Here is a 19,797-nt window from a genome sequence, read left to right as displayed (position 1 = left end):
TGCACATGCCGCGGGTGCCTCGAGTGCCGACTTGTGGGCACCTCGGAGCAGGTTGGTGGTTGCGGCGGGACTCGAACCCGCGACCTCGACGGCTTATAAGACCGGCGCTCTACCAACTGAGCTACGCAACCGAGAAGCTGGCCACACCCCTGCACTGAGCGGACGCATCCCGTGAAGAGCCGAACAGCGGGGCTGCGGCCCGACTACTCGTGGGGCATCGCGTAAGGGGCCCGCGAAGGTGCGCTCCTCCCTTGGTCCGAGCTGCTTGCAGCCCTGCTGCGAGGTACCGACGGTTATGCCTTGGTTCACATACTCAGCGCCAGCAGCGCGCCGTAATCCGGCTCGTCGAGCTGGAACACAGCAACCGACCGCACAGGAAAGCAGCCCTCCGGAACTGGGGCACGGTCAGCGAAGCGGCCCTCGTAATGCATCACACCTGTTTGCCCCTGGTACACCTCCGACTCGCCCGTATCGAAGTTCACGAGGTAGCCCCATTCCGCGTCGTACGCGGCAAAGCCTGTGGCATCCGCGAGGTAGCCGCAGGACAGAATGACCGACGGGCGTGCTCAGGATGCCTCCAGGATGAGCCCCGGACGCCCTCGGGGGAGAGTGGGAGAGGCCCGAAGACGCCCGGGAGATCACTATCCGAAACGAGTCGAGCTTTCGTCTCGAAGCGGGGACACGTAAATACGTCGCCGGGAGGCTCCGAATTACCGATCTCCGATGGCATTCACGATGCGTCGGCCAGATGGGAGGGCCGGTCTCAAGCAGCGTCCCGCAGCCCCGAAGCCCAGCTCGTTTCTGTGCCGAACCTGAAGTGGTGCGGCGGAGTGGGCGCCCCACGAAGACGGGGCGCGCTCGTGCGCCCGAGACGCTCGGTATGAACCACCCACGTCACCGCCTGCACTGTGCTGGGCAACTCGCCCAGCCTCGCCGCAGCTTCGCGGTAACAGCACGCCAGCAACCCGTAGCGACGGACGCTCCCCAGGCCTCGGTCGCGCTGTCCGTAGGTCTCACCCACCGCGATGTCGTGTGCGTGCCGGTCGATCACCACCGCGTCGGGGTCATCGGGGTCGAAGATGCAGCGGAAAAACTGTCCCGTCTTGCGCTGCTCAGGCAGCACTTCCCTGGGGTCCGCCCCCGACATGATCCTGGTGGCCTTCCTCAGGGCGTCCAGGAAGTGACCGGATGGTTCACCCGTCTCGAACGCCCGACTGGCCAGCCGGAGAGTCTCGGCCCAGGACGTGTTCGCGGACAAGGCCGCGATGACGCCGGCACCAACGCGTACGTCGCCGCCGGCGATCACGGCAGCGATGTCATGGGCCGTGCGGTACCAGGTGCGCCCACGGAGCAGCTGTTCCTCCGTGGCGGACTCCCACATGGTGATGATGTTGTTGATGTACCGTTCACGCTCCTTCTGTGGTGCGTCGACAGGGATCACGACGATGGCCTCCCTCCTAAGCGATCATCCGCGGACGTGAGGAGAGAGCGGCTGCGAGCAACGGCGCGGCTGGTACCGACGCTTCGGTACCAGCCGCGGTTCGTTCGGCAGGGCTGTGCCGGATCGCGACTCCTCGCCTTACAGCGGAGGTGTCACGTCGTCCACATCGCGCCCGCTCACCGTCATGAAGACGGCTGTGTTCTCTTCGACGGGCAGATCGACGAACTGAGCGTCGTCGTTCAGGGCGATGTACTCCGCCAGTGCCTCTGGGCCCGCCGCTGCCACGACGGTGGGGGCCTCGACTACGACCGGGAAGTGGGTTGTCTTCACCTCCGCCACCGTCAGCACGACGATGGCCTTGATCTGGTCCTGCGGTCGGCCGGTCTTCTCGGTGTTCATGGTCCGGTCCTCTCCTCTCGGATCAGGTAAAGGGCAGGGGCGCCCCGCAGCCGGACGCCTCCGTTCAGCCCCGCACTCCCTCCTGGGGGGAAGTGAGGGAGTGCGGGTGTCTTGGCCGTGCGAGCGGCTCACGGCGGGGAAGACCGTGCCCCGTCCCCGACGCTGCGACGACCAGTCGGCGGGGCGCCGGGGGTCACGCGGCCTCCGCCCCTGTGCGGCCCCCGTACCGGAACAGCACGTCGGCCGGGTACATAAGGGCGTACAGCAGCCCTTGATGCCCCGTTGTGGTCCGCGAGTACGTGACGTCCGGGATGACGACCTCCCCGGAGCGCAGCACCCACGCGATCGGCGTGCGGTAGCTCAGGACGGTGTACGTGATCTGCTCCCTCTCGGCGCTGTACTGCTCTCGCCACCTCGCCGGTAGGCGGGTGCCGAGCGGTAGGCAGTCGCCGTCAACGGCGCGGAACGCGCCATACGTGTCGAACGGTGCGCGACGGGCCAGCGCTTCTCGCACGGCCCATGAGCGCATGGCAAGCTTCCTCACAGGTTCGTTTCCTCTCGGGAGTCGGCACGTCGTGAGGGGCGCCAAACGCCGTAGTCGTTCGGACCACAGCGGCCACGGGGCGGCATTCCCCGTGGCCGACGCTTAGGGCCCTTATTCGTGCTCGCTCGTCCGAGCCGGGAAGGCGTGCGTCAGGCAACGCCGAACTGAAGATCGGCCAGCATGCCCTTGCCCGTGCGGTCCGCCCATCGCCGCATTCCGGTCACCCGGTGCGGATGGAACGGGGCCCAGCCGGTTGGCCGCACGCGGAGGAATTCCCGCGCCTCGTGCTCCTCGATCTGCATGATCACCCGTAGCAGTGCGGCGTACAGGTCCTCGTCGGTGCAGTCCGCGACCACCAACGGAAATTCCGCGTAGGCGGTGACTTCGTTCGGGTGGCCCGCATCGGCTTGGCCCCGATTGCTGTTGACGATCGGGTGATAGACGCCGACAACGATGGCGCCCTCACACCAGCTCGAGTGATCACGGGCATTGAGCTCCCAGCCCGGTTTGTAGATCACCTCGCCGATCAGCTTGATCGCACTTTCGGTTTCCATGAATCCCCCTTCAGGGATCATGGGCGCCCCGGAATGAGCACCCCCAGTCAGCGCGCATACCGGAAACACGTTGAAGTGGGGCTCGATCCGCTTGCAGATCCGTGGCTCACATAGGGACTTACGTCCGCGTGAGCCATATTCCGTTCTCACATATATACGTCCGCCGAAACCGCCCGGTTACCGATCACCGAGAGATTTCACGGAGTTCCCCTATGCGCAAGAAAGGCGAGACAGCAGGATTTACCCACACACAAATACGGGAACGGAAGTCGCCCGTTCACCGACCTTGAGAACGGCATGCACGGCCAGCCCCTCTCATAGGAGCCGGGGCGCGGACGACATCACCCACGCCCCGACTGTGCCGCCGTACTAGCGCTCGCGCTCTCGCGTCTGAGTGCTGCGGTAGATCAACTCTTCCCGCGCGACATCAAGAGCGGCGGATAACGCACGCCATTCCTTGCTCGCCGCATCCTTGGCGCGCTGCACTTTGGAGGACGAGTTGAGCGGCCCCCCGAAAACCTCTTGCGCCGTTTTCCCCATGACACCGGCGCGCCCGAGATCGTCGGCGTTGCTTGCGTGCCGGAGGATACGGCTCAGAACCGGGTACTCCCTGCCGTCGCCCCACACGGAGCGAAATATCGCTTCGCTGTTCCCGGCCAGGGAAGGCCCCACCGCAAGCGTGAACAGCTTGTCCGCGCGAGGTACCCCGCGCGTTACTTGCTCGCCCGGCGTAGCGTCGAGTTCTTCGGGCTTGACGTCGAGCCGGTACCCGTTCTTGGCGGCAGCGTCCCTCACCGCCCAGTAGTGCAGCGTTGAGCGGGTGACCACGATCGTTTCTCCGTCTTTGCGGACGTACTGCCATGCAGAGGGCTCATGGGTCTCCACCCAGAGGGCCGCGACGTCACATGTGGCGATTATCTTCGCCAGACGCTTCGCGTATAACAGAACCGCGTCTTGCGTGACGTCATCACTCACGTCGTCTGTACCGTACGGCGCGACACCATTCCGGAGAACACTCGCACTGCCGTCCATCCGCTTACGCGAACGCGTGGAATCTACGACTCGACAGTATCCGCGCGCCATCCTGCGGAGTTCACAGAAATCCTCCGCCGTTACGCGCTTCATTTCCTCCGCCGTAACGTCCCTCGTCCGGCGGTCGATTGAATGGGACACAATCGTCTCCGATCGTCCGTGACGCGCGCCTTATGCGCTGCGCCTCGTAATTCCATTTTCCCGCAACCAAGCATTATGACAAGGGGTGCGAAGCAGTTTTCTGCCCCTTTATAAATAGGCTCCATGGCGAGGAAAACACACATGAAAAAAAGAAGAAAGTTCCCGCGAAAGCGCAGCAGAGCAAAGGAACCGCCTGCGCGCCAGGAAAAGAAAGTGCGAAGTGGCGAGCCTGCGACACACAAAAGATATTCCCGCAAAAGGCATGAACCCATCTCACCTGGCCGCACACGACTGCAGAACCGCCGATCGGCAGTTCAGTTGCAGGCTACGCAGGCAGGTCTCAGCGGTCGCGGACCAGCGGTAGACGCTTTAAGCAGGGTTACTCCTCTAGCGGGCAGGCCCTTAGGCGACCACATCGGCAGGGCGAGAGGAAGACCGATGCACAGCAATTCAGCAGGAGCGCAGCCGCTCGCCCAGCTCCGCCGCGGACGGCCTGTATTGCGGCGACGCTGCCAGGACCACGCGCAGTTCACGCTGAGCCGCCGGCCACACCGACGCCTTGCTCAGGGGAAGTCGACGCCTGCCGATGACGCGTCGCAATCCCGACGCGTCGAGCTGTTCCGGGTGGATTCCCACTGCGGCGTAATCCAGAGGCCAGGCACCGGTGAGAGCCCACCAGAGCCCGGCGGCGAGCGTGTATGTCTCATCGGTGTGGGACGGCGCGACAGGGCGGCGTCCGGCTTCTACAGAGGCCGCCAGTTCCGGCGAGAGGAGGTGAACGAAGCCGCCTGGGAAAAGGGGCGAGGGCTCGAAGGAGCCCGGCTTCCACGACCAGGAGCAGTCCAGCAGTTGGACGCCGTGCTCGGTGTGGAGGGCGTGGTCGGGCTGGAGGTCGGCGTGGACCCAGCCGGTCGCGTGGAGACGGGCCACCGCGTCACACAGCTCCGCCATGGGTGTCCGAGCCGTCAGGGGGTCGACGGTGCCGTCGCGCACGGCCCGCAGGGCCGTCCAGGTCGAGGGGCCTTCGTACCACGGGGTGATGAACCACGCCGAGTCCGGGCCGCGGCCGTGGGCCAGACGACGCGCAGGGCCCCAGATGGCCGCCGTGACGTCCGTCTCGCGCGCGGTGATCGTAGCGCCTTCCCCCGTCCCCGCCTTGATGGCCACCGCCCGGCGCGGTGCGGTGGCCTTCCAGACCGCCGACCCACGGCGGTCACTGATCGGCAGGAGCTCTACCGCCCCGCCACCGCATAAGGCCTTCGCAGCCGCACGAGCTTCCACTGGACAGGGTGTCTCGCTCATCCCGGCACGCTCGCCTTCCGCGATGCCCTAGGGTCGTCACCGTCCTGGCGAGGTGAGTGCGCCGGGACTTCGTGCTGTGGTGAAGCGGGTTGGATCTTGGGATATCTACGGCTGCTGCGTTGCCGGCGCGTGCTCACCCTGTGGTCGGCGCAGGCCCTGTCCGTCTTCGGTGACCGCCTGTACTCCATGGCCGTGATGTGGGTCGCCTGGCAGGAGTCGGGCGCGGCGGCGATGGGCCTGGTGGCGGTGGCCGAGTCGCTCCCGTACATCGTCCTGGGCACGGTCGGCCAGCGCTTGACAGTCCGGTGCGCCTCCCTGCGCGCTCTGGCCGCGGTCGACCTCGGCCGCCTGGTCCTCGTCGCCGCGCTGCCCCTGGCCTGGAGCGGCTTCGGCGTTCCGGGCCTGTTGGTCTGCGCGCTGCTGCTCGGCGCGGGTGGCGCCGTCTTCGACCCGAACCTCGGGGCGCTCGTGCCCGAGCTGGTCGAGGAGCGCGACGTCCAGGCCGTCAACGGCCTGATGGACCTGTCGGGGCGCATCGCGCGCGTCGCCGGGCCCGGGGCGGCGGGCCTGCTGCTCGCCGTCATGCCGATGCGGCACCTGTTCTGGATCGACGCCGCCACGTTCGGGATCTCCGCTCTGGTGTTGGCGGCCCTGGCTCGCACCACGACGCTCACCGCCCCACTACGGGCGCCGACGGAGAAGCCGGTTCGCCGCCCGCGGGCGCGGCAGCTGCTGCGCGCCCATCCGGACACGGCGGTCGCGCTGGCGGTGCACGGCATCGGGATCGGCGCCGGAGCCGTGGCGCTGGCCATGCCGGCCCTGCTCACGAGCCTCCTTGATGCCGGCCCGGGCGCCTATGGAGCCACCCTGGCGGCTGCCGGAGCGGGTGCGGTGGCTGCGAACGGAATCGCGGGACACGTACGACTCCCCGGTCCGGCGCCCGTGCTGTACTGCGCGGTCTGGGCAGTGTCGGGGGTGCTGCTCGCCGCCACCGGCGCCGCGGTCTCGTTGCCGTACGTGGTGGTGATGTCGGTGCTGTCGGGCGCCATCGCGCCCTTCCTTCAGATCACCTTGTCGACGCACCTGTCGCGCTTCCCTTCGGCGGCCCGGCTGCGGCTGATGGCCGTCGACCTCACCGTCATCCGCACGGCCGGGACGCTGTCGATGCTCGTCGTGCCCGCTGTCGCCGCCGGGCACCCGCAGGCGGGATTCGTCACCGCGGGCGCGGTGACAGCGGCGGCGGCCGCCGTGGGAGCGACCGCCGCCTTCCACTGGTCCCGAGCCGGGGCCCCGATCATCGCTGACGACGATCACGAGCTGACGCGGGAGTGACCACGCCCTCGTCGGCGGAGGGCCGAGAGGTGGGCCCTGGTGCCTCGGACCGCTAGTCGATCAACTGCCAGTGGGTGACGGTGACGTCCTTCAGCGGGATGCCGAGCTCGTCGTAGATCCGCCGGTGCATGACGCCGAACCAGGCGTCCTTGCGGTCCTTGAAGAACTCCTCGTCGTACCAGGCCACCCCGAGGTACACGACGCCGCCGCCGGCGGTGCTCCCCCTGTCGGCTTCGAAGTACGTCGCCTGCCAGTCCCAGAGCATCAGCTCCTCGGGCCGGGCACGCAGTCGCCGGTCCGACTCCTCCAGCGCCGTGATGCACCGGCGCACGGTGGACTCGTCGGCGCAGTAGTACGTGCACTCGCTGCGGATGACCGGTTTCTTGTCCCCACGCCGTGCGGCGTCGGTGTCCTCGCCGCTGAGTACGCGGACACGTGTCGGCGCGTCCTTGTCGATGAACTCCATGAGCGTGTTCACGATCCTGTTCTCCTTTCCTTCATGGATTGCCAGCCCGTCCCGCTCACCGGGTCCAGGCTGGGGCTTGAGCCGTCGCGCATCGTGACCGCACCGGGCGCGACGTACCGGATGTTCAGACCGAGGCGCGCCTTCTCACTCACGTTGGCGAGCGAGCGGTGCAGCAGCCGCACGTCCATCAGCAGCCCGCTGCCGGCCGCCACCGCCATCGGCACACCCCACGTGTCCTTGGCGACACGAGCACCCATGGGGCGGCCTCGTTGTACACACGTGCCGGGCTCGGGACCGTAGGGCAAGTAGCCGCCGCGCTGTGAGCCGGGAATCACGTGCAGGCATCCGTTCGCCCGCCCAGCGTCAGTCAGCGCCAACCACGCGGCCACCGAGCCTTGGGGATCAAGGAGGACACGGTCGTTGATGCCGTCCTGGTGCCAGGGCACTTCGCAGTTCTGGTACGGCCACTTCAGGACGAGAAGGGTGTTCTCCACCGCCACGTCCCGGCCGATCAAGTCCTGCACGGCGCCCAGGAGCCGCGGGGCACGGACGACGGCCTGCGCCCACTCAGCGTTCCGGTGCGGGTTGCGAACGACCTCCGTCCGTGCGGCCTGGTGCGCGGCAACGAGCTCCGCCGCCCGCGCCCGGGCGTATGCCGGGGTGCACCAACTGGGCAGGCTCCGGTAGCCCGCCGCACCCAGCAGCCCGCCGCTCACCGCCATCCCTCCTTCGGGAGGCCGCGGACGTGGACGCGTACGGTCTTGCCGCCACCGCACCGACGGAACCACGACACATCGCCGCCCAGGGCCCGCACCAGTCGCAGGCCCCGGCCCCGCTCCTCCCTCGGTCCCGGCACGACCACTTCCTCGAACCCGGGAAACGCGGGGAGGGGATCGGAGACCTCGATCAAGAGGCTGCCGTCCTCCAGAACCGCCAGGTCCAGGCACAGCGACTGTCCGATCACCCGGGCGTGGTGGATGGCGTTGGTCACGAGCTCCGACACGATCAGCACCGCGTCGTCGAGGTCCCCACCCCACTGCCATGCCGTCAACCGCTGTCGCGTGTACGTCCTGGCCAGCGCCACCTCGCGGTAGAACATCCCGAGGTCGCTCGAGCATTCGCGGACCACCGGGGCCGCGCGGGTCGGCGTTACTCGAGTCACGACTACAACCCCCTCGCTGACGGCCGGGACCGGCGAGGGCGGGCTCGTCCACAGATCAACGCGCTCGGGGCCGCGGGAGTCCTGGAAGAACACGCCAGTGACCGACGGGAGCACATCCCGGCACGGCCCTTGATCGGGCCGCAGGGTATGCCGTCGACCAGCTCGCGACGACCTCGTACGAGGGCCGAGGTCGCCCTTTCGGAATCCGCGGTTCGAAGCCGACAGCGCAGCGCCCAAAGGCTGCTGGTCGGACATCTGAGTGGACAGAGACCGTGCCGGGTTTTCCTTCGCCTCATGGCGATCACCGATCCGTCGCTCGCTGGACGGGTAGATCATCGGCCGTGTGCAGGGGACGCGGTAACCACCCTGAGGGGAATCTCGCGGTCATTCCCGGGCACGGAAATGCCCCCTGAAATGTCCCTAGAACAGGGACCGTTGAATGGAACTGACGACCGCGTCCGTATCGCGAAGGTCGGGAAGAACGAGTGGGGCCCCGGCGGCGGCAAGGGAGGCGGCGTCGTGCACACCGGAGGCGACTGCGACGACGCCCACGCCGCTGTCGAAAGCAGCGGCCACGTCCCGTGGCGTGTCCCCGATCAGAAGCGTGGGGACCCGCTCGTCGACGTCCGCGTAGGCGCGCGCGGCGCGAGCCCGGGCAACCGGCACGAGCTCGGCGCGGTCGCCGCCGTCGGCCCCGTACGCACCCACGTCCAGGTCCAGCCATCCGACCAGGCCGAAAGCGGCCAGCTTCACCTGGGCGTTCGCCCGGATGTTCCCCGTGAGGACGGACTGGACGACGCCGTCCATCCGGCCAACGGCTTTCAGGGCCTCCACGGCTCCCGGCAGCGCGCAGCCACGCTCCTGGAGCGCGTGAAACCGAGCAGCGCCCGCCTGGCTCAGGGCGGACTCGACCTCTGGCCATGGCGGCATCGCCCGGCGGTGGTCGTCGAACATCCCCCGCATGATGAGCCGATCCGTGCGGCCTTCCGTCCTGGCCGGCGTCAGTGGAGGCTCACCCGTCAACGTCTCGTACGCTGCGGCGTACGTCTCCTTCGAAATACCCGCGTTCTCCACGAGCGTGTGGTCGACGTCCCACAGGACCAGGCGGCGCATCGCACCAGCGTAGATCGCCGGACCCTGGCGGAGGCAAGCGCTCCAGGCGGTCATCTCCAGCTCTTCCGGAACCTCTGAAACGTCCCCTTGATGTCCCCCATCATGGAAACGTGAATACACGACTACGCACGACGATGAGGCAACGCGGCCTTTCCTACGAGGACTTGGCCACCGAGTGCGGTGTGATTCCGAAGAGCGTCCAGCGCTGGGTCACGCAGGAACGCATTCCGCACCAACGGCACCGGTGGATGGTGACGCAGGTGCTCGGCGTCGAAGAAACGTACTTATGGCCGAGTCTTCGGCACCGAGGTGCGGTGGACGCCATGAGCTCAGAGCTGATCCAGACCTACGCCGATCGCGCTTCGGTCCCACGAGAGGTGTGGTTGTCCCTCCTCACCGGCGCGACGGAGCACATCGACGTGCTCGTGTTCAGCGGGACGTTCTACGCCCAGACCAACCCGCGCATCGCCGCGATGCTCACGGAACGAGCCGACGCAGGGACGTGCGTACGGCTGTGCTTCGGAGATCCGGATGGCGCGGCAGTCGCCCGACGAGGCCAGGAGGAGGGCATCGGGGACACGCTCGGTGCCAAGATCCGAGCTTCGATGACCTACTACCGACCTCTGGTCGCCCACTCCGGCTGCGAGGTGCGCCTGCACGACACGACGCTGTACAGCAGCCTCTTCCGCTACGACGACAACCTCCTGGTCAACCCCCACGTATGGGGCCAGCCCGCGAGCGCCAACCCCGTGCTCCACCTCCGGCGCTGCGGCAGCGAGGGCTGGTTCGACAACTACGCCAGCAGCTTCGAGGCCGTCTGGGAGACTGCCAAGCCCTGGGCCTCGACGTAAGGAGCATGAAGGTGGCACGTACCGAGTACTGGAACGACCCGAAAGCCCCGAAGCCGAACACCCTGATCCCGGCGTCGAACCTCCTCGTCGTACGGGATGACGGAGCCCTTCTGCTCCAGCGGCGTCGTGACACGGGCCAGTGGGCTCTGCCCGGCGGTGTACAGGACATCGGGGAGTCGCCGGTTCAGTGCGCGGTCAGGGAGTGCGAGGAGGAGACCGGCATCATCGCCGAGGTCACCGGTCTGCTGGGGGTCTACTCCCCGCCCGGTCACGTCGTCGCGTACAGCGACGGCGAGATCCGGCAGGCGTACGAAGTCACCTACATCGGCAAGCCCGTCGGCGGAAAACCCACGGTCAACGAGGAGGCGGACGGGGTCCGCTGGGTGCTACCCGAGGACCTGGACTCCCTGGACATCCACGTCTCCATGCGCATCCAGATCGGCGACTTCCTCAGGGGCCAGTACCCTCGCGTCGACTGAGTCACCTCAGCGGCGACGGTCCATCCGTTCTTCGACACGCCCCACAGCCGCTCGGATCTCCGGTTCCGCCCGGCGGATGAACCGGCCGACGACGCTGTCGGCCCCGTACCGGCTGACGATCTCTGAGATCCTCTCGCCGCACGTTGTCCGGGCTCCGTCGGGCGTCGTCGTCATGTCGCAGTACACGAGCGCGTCGACCAGCTCGGTCTGCTCGGGCAGCGGGAACGCTGACTCCAGCTCGCCTCGCAGACCGCGCTCCTCCGCCTCCAGCAAGGCGAAGGAGTGGTTCGCCACAAGCCGCACCACGAGGTCGTCAGCCTGCCCCTGCTCGCGCAGGAAGCGGGCGCCGTCGAGGGGGTGGAACCCCGTCGTGTTGATCGCGGGCGAGTAACCGATGTCGTGGAGAACGGCCGCCTGCAGCAACGCCTCGCCGTCCCGCTCAAGGACCGGCACCAAACGGCTCGCAGCAGCGGCCACTCCCTGGCAGTGCGCCCAGCGCCGAGGCAGGATGTCGGCGAGCAGGGAGTGAGCGAGCTTGTGCGCCTGCTCCATCGTCATGACCGTCAGGGTACGTGCCCCGGAAACTGGCGGTCGAGGCAGCAGCAACGCTACGGCGGCTATAAGCAGCAGCCGCTTGCGCGTGTTGTGCAAGGTCGTATTGAGCTGGTCAGAGTTGTGAACCTGACAGGCTCAACGCGCGTGTGGAGCGCCGAGGCGGCCGGTGGCCCTCTTTAGACGCCATTTCGGGCCTACCGCGGCGAGCGGCCCGCGGACCGCGACCTGCGCGGGGTGCTGTGGGGCCGGTGCGCAGAGAACCCGCGGGACGAGCACCAGATGCCGATGGGCGAGCCGCGGTGGCGGCTGGTGCACCCCGTCCGGCAGCGCGAGGCGATGCTGCGGGGCCTGTGCCAGGTTTGCGCTCGGCCCGCGCGGACCGAGCTCGGCTTCGTCTTCCTCGCCGGGCCGGGCGACTACGCCCCCCACGACACCGTGGTCACGGCCTGTCAGCCGCCTGTGTGCCCTCCGCACGCTGCCGTGGCCGCCGCGCTCTGCCCGCACCTGGCCGGGGATCCGGTCGTGTTCCTCGCGGCGAGCTGCCCGCTGTACGGAGTGCTCGGCACGCCGTACGAGTTCGACGCCGGTGAGCTCCAGGCCCTGCCCTCCGAGGGGCGGCCTGTGCCCTACGGCGACCCCCGGCTCGACTGGTTCCTGGCCTCCCAACTGGCTCGGCGGCTGCGCACCTTCACCCGCATCGACCTGGCCGAAGCCCGGGCATTGGGCCCGCGGGCCCGCGCGGACGGCCTGGAAGCGCCTCGCTGGGCTGCCTGAAGCTCCTTCTCGGCGTCGACCGCCGGGGAGGCCCCGGGCGGGCCCCGCACCGGGGACGGGGCCCGCCCAGTGCGCTCGCCCCGGCCCGGCCGGGGTGAACGCCCCTCACTCCCTTGTTTCTGCTTACAGAAAGCGACCTTCACCGCATGATGACGTGCGACATCCGCCAGGAGACCGACCTGTATCCGGAGTACGCCCAACAGCTCCCTTACCTCGCCGAGGAGGTGTGGCCGGTCCTGGCGGACGTCACAAGGCTCCCCGTCAAGGACGTGATGATCCGCCTCCTGGACAAGGACACGTTCATGGACACGGTGATGGGCGAAGACCACCGTGGCATGGCCCGCCGCGCGCAGGCCTTCGACCTCGATAAGGCGGAGGTCAAGTCCATGGAGGCGTCCGCGGAAGCACAGCGGCAGGCGATGCACGAGTTCTGGGTGTTCGCGGCTGGCTGCACCATCACGGTCGAGGGTGAGCCACAGATCCTGATGATGCCCGAGGCCCTATACCACGCTGGCTGCAAAAGGCCCCACCTGATGCAGCTCCTGGCCCACGAGGGGTGCCATGTCGCGCAGCACCACGCGGGCGACAGCGTCATCTACCGCGCCCGCGACCTCGGCCGCGCGCGGCCACACCTGGCCGGGTTCCTGCCCGGCGCCTTGGCTGACTTCGTCCTCAGCGGGCACGCCAGGTGGGCGGACCAGCAGGTCACCCGCCAGTTACTTGGGCACCCGGTGGACTCGGACAAGATCACCGGGGACGAGGTGCTGGAACTGTTGCGCCGCGAGCACGACACCAAGCGCGCCTACCTGCCCGTTTTCCACATCGGCGAACTCGCCGATCCCGGCAACCCGGATGTGGCGTGCCTGGCGGGCCTGCACCTGCTGGCCCGCGACGGGCGGCTGCACATGGTGTGCACAATGCGCGCCAACGACCTGGACTGCGGCCGGCTCAGTGACGTGTTCAGCTTCACGATGATCCAGGAGTACGCGGCCATCCAGCTCGGCCTGGTCCTGGGCTCCTACACGCACACGATCGGCTCGGCCCACGTCAACGACGCCAATGCCGACCGCGTCAAACGCGTCCTGCACGAGGCCGAGACCCGCTCGCGACGAGATCCAGGCGTACTACCAGGCGCACGGCCTGCCGATGCCGTACGAGGACACCGCCCGCCGCAAGATCCTGCCCGAGACGCTGGAACAGCGGGTCCTGAAGGCCTTCCAGCGCAGCGACGGCGGCTGGGGGCGGCTGTTCCGCAAGACCTCCTGCGCCGTGGCCTACGCGCACAAGGAGGCGGACTACAACGGCCACTACGGCATCAAAGAGCTGTGCGACATCTGCCCGCCGCGCCAGGTCCGCCGCTGCAAGAAGGCCTTCGTCAAACCCGACCTGAAGCAGGTCACCCAGCAGGCGAGGGTCCTGGGCTCGACCGGCGAGATCGAGGTCACCGACCGTGCCATCGTCGTGGAGGGACTGGACGAACCGCCGCGCTACTTCCTGCAGCACGGCTTCGGCTATTAGTGCCACGACCGTGCCAAGCCTCACCACCCCCGCCAGCACGGCCGCGCCCCGATCGGCTGGCCGGCCCAGAACGGAACCGCCCCGTGAACTTCGCCTCCTGGCCCCCGCTGCTCGTCGTCGACGTCGAGGGCAACGGACACAACCCGCCCGACCTCGTCGAGATCGCCGCCCTGCCCATCCGCGGCGGCCGCCCGGACACGAGCACCGCTGGGGCCTGGCTCACCAGGCCCCAGCGCCCCGTGACCCCCTTCGCCGCCAAGGTCCACGGCCTGAGCGACCAAAAGCTCGCGGGCCAGCCCGCCTGGGCGGAGATCGCCGAGCCCGTCCACGCCTTCCTCGGCACCGCCTGGTTCTGTGCTCACCACGCGCACGTCGACTACCGCGTCCTGTCCGCGCACCTGCCCGCCTGGCGGCCCGCCGGCGTCCTGGACACGCTGCGCCTGGCCCGGGCCACACGGCCGGGCCTGCCCGGCTACGGCCTGGACGCCCTGATCGAACACCTCAAGCCCGACCTGAGCCAGGCCCCCGCCCAGCGCCACCGCGCCACCTTCGACGCCTACGCCACCGCCCAGATCCTGCTCACCCTGGCCACCGAGTACGGCATCTGGGACGAGCTCGTCGCCGCGGCGGTCCCGCCTGGACTGCCCGGCGCCCCCGAACCCCAAGGAGAACCCACACTGTGGTGACCCACGCGCCCATCCGTATCGGGGTCCTCGGCACCCACTCCACCGGCAAGACCCTGCTCCTCAAACGCATCGAAAGCTCCTCAAACGCATCGAAACCCGTCTGCGCGACCACGGCCTGCTCGTGGCCCGCACCGGCCAGCTCGCCAAACGGGCCGCCCGACTCGGCCTGCCCAAGATGCAGCACCACCGTCACCTCCACCGAGTGGATCATCACGCAGGGCATCGCCGACGAGCTCGCCGCCATCGGCCAAGGCGCCGACGTCGTCCTGGCCGGCCGCGCCCCCCTCGACGCCCTGGCCTACCTGCGCGCGGCCGCCGAGTACCGCGGCGAGATCCTGCACCGCCGCGAGCTGGAGCGCTTACGCCAACTGACTACCACCCAGATTCCGCAGTACCGCCTGCTGCTGGCCACCGTGCTCGACCCCGCCCTGCCCGTGGACACCCGCCACACCTACGACCCCCGCTACCGCGCCCTGGTCAACTCCCACGTCCACCAGCTCCTGGACGAAGAAGACATCGACCACCAGCGCGTCACCAGCGACCCCGACAGCCACGCGCGCGCCGTCGAATGGGCCCTGCAGCTCTGCGTGAAGGAGCGCGCCGCATGAGCACCCCACCCCCGCCCGGCGGCACCATCACCCTCGCCGGCAAGACCGTCTCGCGGCTCGGCCTGGGCACCATGCGCCTGACCGGCCCCGGCACCTGGGGCGACCCCGCAAACCGCGACAGCGCCCTGAGCGTGCTGCGTCAGGCCGTGCACCCCTACGGCATCACCCACATCGACACCGCCGACGCCTACGGCCCCCACACCGTCGAACACCTCATCCGCGACGCCCTCTACCCCTGCCCTCCGGGCCTGCTGATCGCCACGAAGGTCGGCATGCTCCGCCCCGGCCCCGACCTATGGGCGCCCCACGGCCACCCCGCCTACCTGCGCTCCGCCGTCGAAGCCAGCCTGGGCGCCGAGTGGCTGGAGCTGTGCCACCTGCACCACATCGATCCCGAAGTCCCCCTCGCCGACCAGCTCGCCACCCTGCACGCCCTCCAGCAGGAAGGAAAGATCGGGCTCATCGGCCTGTCCAAGGTCACCCCGGAGACGGTCCGCGCGGTCGCCAAGGTGACCCCCGTCGCGGCCGTCCGGAACGTGCTGCACCTGAACGACCGCCACGACCCCGTCCTGGAGCTGTGCCGCGACCAAAACATCCCCTACATCCCCTACCGCCCCCTCACCGCCAGCAGCCTCGCCCGCAACCAGGGCCCGGAGGCAGCCCTAGCCTGGTTGCTCCAACTCGGCCCCCACGTCGCCCCCACCCGCGGCACCAACCAGCCGCACCACCTCCACGAACTCGTCACCGCCGCAGGCCGGTCATGACCACGACCACCACCCCGCCGCGCGCCACTACCCTGTCCTGCCGCGGGCACCGTATGAGAACTGGCGGCCGCCGCTGCACGGTGTCTGCGAGAGTGCCACGCAGTGGTGATGCTCCCTGCCGATGTCGACCCCGGCCCAGATCGCGACAATGGCCGCCTCCGCCAGCTGCTCGTTCTGTGATCCCGCAGACGGCCTTGCCGACGTTGCCCTACACAGCGAACCAAGTCGCGTAACCCAATGGGAGGTTGTGGCCGTCGCGGGCTCCGGGCGACCAAGTCTTTTCAGCCATCGAACGGCGACAAGCTAACAGCCATACCCGGAGTCCTCGGGCTCACTGCTCCTACGCATAACCGGCATGGGCCCGCGCTAGAACGTAGGACAAGCTGAGCGCGCCCAGCGCCGCCATCGGCCATTGCTACTGCACGATCCGGCCCCGCTCTCGTTCGAGAGCGGCGCCTTATGGGAAGACCTCTTCTGTCCTGCCGACCGGACACTTATCTACAGTGCCGGTCCTCGGACGTCGCCACGTCTTCCGCCTCAACACACAGCGATAATAAGCAATACCTTGCTCGGGTTAGTTCCATATGTCATGGTCGATGCTCTCCCCCCTGAGCCTGCGCAGCCCGCCGCAGGCGCAGAAAATACCCGGTCCTACCCCTCCGTCGGATGGGAGTGCGGTTCTCCGTGGCAGATTTTTCCTTTGGGTTCGAGCAACTACTTTCAAGTCAGCCGCACCTATCCGAGCATGCCTTTGACGCCGTAGAGTTCGGCTTGGACCATCAACTCCTAGGTAATGTCGCCGGGTTGGCCAAGAGGCTCGGCGCCACGGCGCCCGTGGTATTGCAGGCGGCATACGAGGTGCTGCTCCACCGGCTCGGCGAAGGCGACGGCCTGCCGGGGGACGATCCATCGTTCGCCGACGTGGTGACGCGGGTACGCGACCGGGCCGCCCGCGCGGAGGATTCACAGGGCCTCCCTTCCCGGCTGCGCGACCCACTGACCGTGCACCCCGTGCTCGCCGAGCGGTTCGTGCAGGTCGTACGGCAGGTCGTGGCCGAGCCCGGTCGGCCGGTCGGGGCGGTACGGGTGTCGCTGGCACCGGTGGGCCGACGCGAGGTCGAGATGTGGGAGCGGCGTTATCCCGGGTTCGCCGAGGTGTGGCCGCTGACCCCGCTGCAGGCGGGGCTGCTCTTCCATACGTACCTGGACGACGCCTCGCGGGATGCGTACCAGATGCAGTTCGTCCTCCATCTGCGCGGACCGGTGGACGGGGCGCGGATGCGGGTGGCTGGGCAGGCACTGCTCGACCGGCACGCCAATCTCCGGACGGCCTTCGTGGCGGGATCAGACGGGGAATCGGTGCAGGTGGTCGTCGACGGGATCGAGCTGCCGTGGTGCGAGCTGGATCTGACCGGGCAGGGGCCGGCGGACGCCGAACCGGATGCGGCGCTCGAGGCTTTCCTGGCCAAGGACTTCCGGGACCACTTCGACGTGACGGTGCCGCCCGCGCTGCGGATGACGCTGGTCAAGGTGGCAGCCGAGCGGTTCGAACTTGTACTGACGGCCCACCACCTTCTGTTTGACAGCGCTTCGTTACAGCTACTCGTGCAGGATCTGCTGTGCCTTTACGAGTCCCGCGGTGACGCCGCGGAGCTTCCGCGCGTACCGGAATTCCGCGACTTCCTCGTGTGGTTGTCCGGACAGGACCGGCAGGCGGCGGCTCGGGTGTGGGCCGAAGAGTCGGCGGGAGCCGAGGAGCCGACGCTCCTTGCCCCCATTACCGGAACCGCTCCCGCGGCGGCTGGCCCGAAGGCCGCGGGGGTGGGCGAAGCCGTGGTGCCGATGAGCCGCGATACGGCACGTGACCTGGCGGGGCTGGCCGCCGCATCGGGTGTCTCCCTGGACACCGTGGTGCAGGGCGCATGGGCACTACTGCTCGGGGCGCTGACCGGACAGCGGGATGTGGTGTTCGGCGCGACCGTGTCCGGGCGACCGGCAGCGGTGCCCCAAGTGGCCTCGATAGCCGGGCTCTTCGTCAATACCCTTCCGGTACGGGTCCGGCTCGCGCCCACGGACACCGTGGCCGACCTGCTGCGCGGAATGCGGGAGCGGCAGACGGCGCTCCGCGACCACTACTGCGGCCTCGCAGACATCCACCGGGCCACCGGCAAGAACGTCATGTTCGACACCCTGGTGACGACCGAGTCCTACGAAGGAGCAGGGCGCCACGGCGATGACGGCACCACCATTCAGATCACCGGTGTCCGTTCGTCCGCGGGCACCCACTACCCGCTCACGGTGACCGTCACCGCCACCCCCCGGCTCCGGGTGACCGTGCAGTACCAGCGTCACCTCTTCGACCGCGACGCCGCCGAAGCCGTCGCCCAGCGACTTGCGCGCGTCGTCGAGCAGATCGCTGCAGACCCCGGCGCGCTCGTCGGCCGTCTGGATATGCTCATCTCCGAAGAGCGCGAACAGCTCCTGACCGGGCACAACGACACGGCCGTACCGGTCGAGGCCGGTACCTTCCCCGCGCTCTTCGAGAGGCGGGCCGCCGCAACACCTGACGCGGTGACCCTCGTATGCGGCGACGCGTCGCTGACGTACCGGGACCTCGACACGCGCGCGAACCGGCTCGCGCGCGAGCTGATCCGGCGTGGCGTGCGGGCGGAGACAGTGGTGGCGGTGTCCATGCGGCGCTCGCCCGACCTGGTGGTGGCCTACCTGGCCGTGCTGAAGGCCGGCGGCACCTATCTGCCGGTCGACGCCGCCCTCCCGGCGGACCGGATCGCGTACATGCTCGCGGACTCCGCTGCCCGCCTCGTCCTCGCGGACACCGCTACCGCACCCAGCCTGCCCGACCTGGCCGTGCCCCTGCTGCAGCCGGACGACCCCGTCACCGCCGAGGGGCTGACACGGCTCGACGGCGCCCCAGTGACCGATGAGGAGCGGGACGGCGGCCCATTGGCCGTCGAACGCGCCGCGTATGTGATCTACACGTCGGGTTCGACCGGCCGGCCCAAGGGCGTGGCCGTCACCCACCTCGGGGTGGCCGGTCTGGTCGAGACGCAGCGCTCGCGGCTCGGGCTGACCGCCGCCAGCCGTGTGCTGCAGTTCGCCTCGCCGAGCTTCGACGTCTCGGTCTACGAGATGTGCATGACGCTGCTGACGGACGCCACACTGGTCCTAGCCCCCCAGGAGGAACTGGCCCCCGGCCGACCGCTGATCGACACGCTCACGGAGCAGCGGGTGAGCCATGTCTTCCTGCCGCCCGCCGTGCTCGGAGCGCTGCCGCCCGGCACGCTGCCGGGCGTGATCTCCCTCGCCGTGGGCGGCGACGCGGCCACGCCGGACCTGGTGTCCGGATGGTCCGAGGGCCGGGACATGGTCAATGCCTTCGGGCCAACCGAGACCACGGCGATCGTGACCTTCAGCGATCCGCTGACCGCTGACGGCCGCACCCCGCCCATCGGCCGGCCCGTCGCCAACACCCGGATGTACGTCCTGGACGACGCGCTGCGCCCGGTGCCCACCGGCGTGGCGGGCGAGCTGTACGTGGCGGGTGACTCGCTCGCGCGCGGCTACCTCGGCCGACCGGGCCTGACCGCCGGGCGCTTCGTGGCCTGCCCGTTCGGCGCGCCCGGCCACCGGATGTACCGCACCGGCGACATCGTCGCCTGGCGATCCGACGGCCAGCTGGTGTTCCACGGCCGCACCGACGACCAGGTCAAAGTGCGCGGATTCCGCATCGAGCTCGGCGAAGTCCAGGCTGTGCTGAGTGAGCACCCCAGTGTGGCACAGGCGATCGTCGTCTGCCATGAGCAGGGCGGCGACCGGCGCCTGGTGGGCTATGCCGTCCCCGTCGAGGGCACCGGTCTGCCTGCCCCCGCCGAGCTGCGGGCCTTCATGGCCGAACGGCTGCCCGACTACATGGTCCCGTCGGCGGTGGTGGCGCTCCCCGAAGTCCCGCTGAACCCGAACGGGAAGCTGGACCGGCGTGCGTTGCCCGCACCGGACTTCGTTCCCCGGGCTGCCGGCCGTGTTCCGCGCACGTTGCGGGAGGAGCTGCTGTGCGA

21 protein-coding genes, 1 tRNA gene and 1 pseudogene are annotated in these 19,797 nt (G+C 68.8%); 10 read left to right on the top strand and 13 right to left on the bottom strand.

Going from position 1 to position 19,797, the window contains the following annotated elements:
- Positions 1-53 precede the first annotated feature (53 nt).
- From QK440_RS23830 to QK440_RS23795, 8 genes are all read right to left on the bottom strand, one after another.
- Positions 54-131: transfer RNA gene (locus QK440_RS23830), tRNA-Ile, on the bottom strand.
- A 174-nt stretch (positions 132-305) separates the two neighbouring features.
- The gene (locus tag QK440_RS23825) at positions 306-482 is read right to left on the bottom strand and encodes a hypothetical protein (RefSeq protein ID WP_282795224.1); all 177 of its coding nucleotides are present in this window, start codon (positions 480-482) and stop codon (positions 306-308) included.
- Positions 483-763: 281 nt separating this feature from the next.
- Positions 764-1,441, bottom strand: a complete 678-nt coding sequence (locus QK440_RS23820; protein WP_282795223.1) for a hypothetical protein — start codon at positions 1,439-1,441, stop codon at positions 764-766.
- A 138-nt stretch (positions 1,442-1,579) separates the two neighbouring features.
- Positions 1,580-1,840, bottom strand: coding sequence for a hypothetical protein (locus tag QK440_RS23815; protein WP_282795222.1), 261 nt, complete (start codon positions 1,838-1,840; stop codon positions 1,580-1,582).
- Positions 1,841-2,033: 193 nt separating this feature from the next.
- A complete protein-coding gene (locus tag QK440_RS23810; RefSeq protein ID WP_282795221.1) occupies positions 2,034-2,369 on the bottom strand; it encodes a hypothetical protein in 336 nt (111 codons plus the stop codon).
- Positions 2,370-2,533: 164 nt separating this feature from the next.
- The gene (locus QK440_RS23805) at positions 2,534-2,938 is read right to left on the bottom strand and encodes a hypothetical protein (RefSeq protein ID WP_282795220.1); all 405 of its coding nucleotides are present in this window, start codon (positions 2,936-2,938) and stop codon (positions 2,534-2,536) included.
- A 369-nt stretch (positions 2,939-3,307) separates the two neighbouring features.
- Complete coding sequence (locus QK440_RS23800; RefSeq protein WP_282795219.1) at positions 3,308-3,913, bottom strand: hypothetical protein; 606 nt, start codon at positions 3,911-3,913, stop codon at positions 3,308-3,310.
- A gap of 648 nt (positions 3,914-4,561) precedes the next feature.
- Complete coding sequence (locus tag QK440_RS23795) at positions 4,562-5,413, bottom strand: hypothetical protein (RefSeq protein ID WP_282795218.1); 852 nt, start codon at positions 5,411-5,413, stop codon at positions 4,562-4,564.
- 129 nt (positions 5,414-5,542) lie between these two features.
- Between QK440_RS23795 and QK440_RS23790 the strand changes: the two genes are divergently transcribed.
- A complete protein-coding gene (locus QK440_RS23790; protein WP_282795217.1) occupies positions 5,543-6,745 on the top strand; it encodes an MFS transporter in 1,203 nt (400 codons plus the stop codon).
- A 52-nt stretch (positions 6,746-6,797) separates the two neighbouring features.
- On the opposite strand, the gene QK440_RS23785 is transcribed toward QK440_RS23790, so the two are convergent.
- The 4 genes from QK440_RS23785 to QK440_RS23770 form a co-directional block, all read right to left on the bottom strand.
- Entirely contained in the window at positions 6,798-7,223 is a 426-nt protein-coding gene (locus QK440_RS23785; RefSeq protein ID WP_282795216.1) for a hypothetical protein, read from the bottom strand.
- Positions 7,220-7,927: a phytanoyl-CoA dioxygenase family protein gene (locus QK440_RS23780; protein ID WP_282795215.1), complete on the bottom strand. Its 708-nt coding sequence runs from the start codon at positions 7,925-7,927 to the stop codon at positions 7,220-7,222. The genes QK440_RS23785 and QK440_RS23780 overlap by 4 nt, the downstream gene beginning before the upstream one ends.
- Positions 7,924-8,373 (bottom strand): ATP-binding protein, encoded by a 450-nt coding sequence (locus QK440_RS23775; RefSeq protein ID WP_282795214.1) that lies wholly within the window; start codon positions 8,371-8,373, stop codon positions 7,924-7,926. The genes QK440_RS23780 and QK440_RS23775 overlap by 4 nt, the downstream gene beginning before the upstream one ends.
- Positions 8,374-8,793: 420 nt before the next feature.
- Positions 8,794-9,486 carry an HAD family hydrolase gene (locus tag QK440_RS23770; RefSeq protein ID WP_282795213.1) on the bottom strand — a complete coding sequence of 231 codons (693 nt, stop codon included), beginning with the start codon at positions 9,484-9,486 and terminating at the stop codon, positions 8,794-8,796.
- Between the two features lie 323 nt (positions 9,487-9,809).
- On the opposite strand from QK440_RS23770, the gene QK440_RS23765 reads away from it, so the two are divergent.
- Both QK440_RS23765 and QK440_RS23760 read left to right on the top strand, forming a co-directional pair.
- Positions 9,810-10,337: a hypothetical protein gene (locus QK440_RS23765; protein WP_349239316.1), complete on the top strand. Its 528-nt coding sequence runs from the start codon at positions 9,810-9,812 to the stop codon at positions 10,335-10,337.
- 11 nt (positions 10,338-10,348) lie between these two features.
- Positions 10,349-10,816, top strand: a complete 468-nt coding sequence (locus QK440_RS23760; protein ID WP_282795211.1) for an NUDIX domain-containing protein — start codon at positions 10,349-10,351, stop codon at positions 10,814-10,816.
- 6 nt (positions 10,817-10,822) lie between these two features.
- Here the strand turns inward: QK440_RS23760 and QK440_RS23755 are convergent, their stop codons facing one another.
- The gene (locus QK440_RS23755) at positions 10,823-11,368 is read right to left on the bottom strand and encodes an HD domain-containing protein (RefSeq protein WP_282795261.1); all 546 of its coding nucleotides are present in this window, start codon (positions 11,366-11,368) and stop codon (positions 10,823-10,825) included.
- 288 nt (positions 11,369-11,656) lie between these two features.
- Here QK440_RS23755 and QK440_RS23750 point away from each other — a divergent pair, with 288 nt between their 5' ends.
- The 7 genes and pseudogenes from QK440_RS23750 to QK440_RS23720 all read left to right on the top strand — a co-directional run.
- Complete coding sequence (locus QK440_RS23750; RefSeq protein ID WP_282795210.1) at positions 11,657-12,145, top strand: hypothetical protein; 489 nt, start codon at positions 11,657-11,659, stop codon at positions 12,143-12,145.
- 146 nt (positions 12,146-12,291) lie between these two features.
- A pseudogene (locus tag QK440_RS41455) lies at positions 12,292-13,182 on the top strand (hypothetical protein); the annotation flags it as partial.
- A gap of 109 nt (positions 13,183-13,291) precedes the next feature.
- Complete coding sequence (locus QK440_RS23740; protein WP_282795264.1) at positions 13,292-13,663, top strand: hypothetical protein; 372 nt, start codon at positions 13,292-13,294, stop codon at positions 13,661-13,663.
- An 83-nt stretch (positions 13,664-13,746) separates the two neighbouring features.
- Positions 13,747-14,349 carry a 3'-5' exonuclease gene (locus tag QK440_RS23735; RefSeq protein WP_282795260.1) on the top strand — a complete coding sequence of 201 codons (603 nt, stop codon included), beginning with the start codon at positions 13,747-13,749 and terminating at the stop codon, positions 14,347-14,349.
- On the top strand, positions 14,346-14,957 hold the full coding sequence (locus tag QK440_RS23730) for a hypothetical protein (protein ID WP_282795209.1): 612 nt from the start codon (positions 14,346-14,348) through the stop codon (positions 14,955-14,957). Before QK440_RS23735 ends, QK440_RS23730 begins: the two co-directional genes overlap by 4 nt.
- A complete protein-coding gene (locus tag QK440_RS23725) occupies positions 14,954-15,721 on the top strand; it encodes an aldo/keto reductase (protein WP_282795208.1) in 768 nt (255 codons plus the stop codon). The genes QK440_RS23730 and QK440_RS23725 overlap by 4 nt, the downstream gene beginning before the upstream one ends.
- Before the next feature lie 684 nt (positions 15,722-16,405).
- Positions 16,406-19,797, top strand: a 3,392-nt coding sequence (locus tag QK440_RS23720) for an amino acid adenylation domain-containing protein (protein ID WP_282795207.1), incomplete at its 3' end; no start/stop codon positions are given.

This window comes from Streptomyces sp. CC224B (assembly GCF_030010595.1).
Taxonomy (GTDB): Bacteria; Actinomycetota; Actinomycetes; order Streptomycetales; family Streptomycetaceae; genus Streptomyces; species Streptomyces longispororuber.
Note: the sequence above shows the minus strand (reverse complement) of the source record. Positions and strands in the feature narration are given on the sequence as shown.

Coding starts and splice junctions, on each gene's coding strand:
- QK440_RS23815 (WP_282795222.1), bottom strand. CDS start 1,840: ATGAACACCGAGAAGACCGGCCGACCGCAGGACCAGATCAAGGCCATC.
- QK440_RS23810 (WP_282795221.1), bottom strand. CDS start 2,369: ATGCGCTCATGGGCCGTGCGAGAAGCGCTGGCCCGTCGCGCACCGTTC.
- QK440_RS23805 (WP_282795220.1), bottom strand. CDS start 2,938: ATGGAAACCGAAAGTGCGATCAAGCTGATCGGCGAGGTGATCTACAAA.
- QK440_RS23795 (WP_282795218.1), bottom strand. CDS start 5,413: ATGAGCGAGACACCCTGTCCAGTGGAAGCTCGTGCGGCTGCGAAGGCC.
- QK440_RS23770 (WP_282795213.1), bottom strand. CDS start 9,486: ATGCGCCGCCTGGTCCTGTGGGACGTCGACCACACGCTCGTGGAGAAC.
- QK440_RS23765 (WP_349239316.1), top strand. CDS start 9,810: ATGAGCTCAGAGCTGATCCAGACCTACGCCGATCGCGCTTCGGTCCCA.
- QK440_RS23755 (WP_282795261.1), bottom strand. CDS start 11,368: ATGGAGCAGGCGCACAAGCTCGCTCACTCCCTGCTCGCCGACATCCTG.
- QK440_RS23750 (WP_282795210.1), top strand. CDS start 11,657: ATGGGCGAGCCGCGGTGGCGGCTGGTGCACCCCGTCCGGCAGCGCGAG.
- QK440_RS23740 (WP_282795264.1), top strand. CDS start 13,292: ATGCCGTACGAGGACACCGCCCGCCGCAAGATCCTGCCCGAGACGCTG.
- QK440_RS23725 (WP_282795208.1), top strand. CDS start 14,954: ATGAGCACCCCACCCCCGCCCGGCGGCACCATCACCCTCGCCGGCAAG.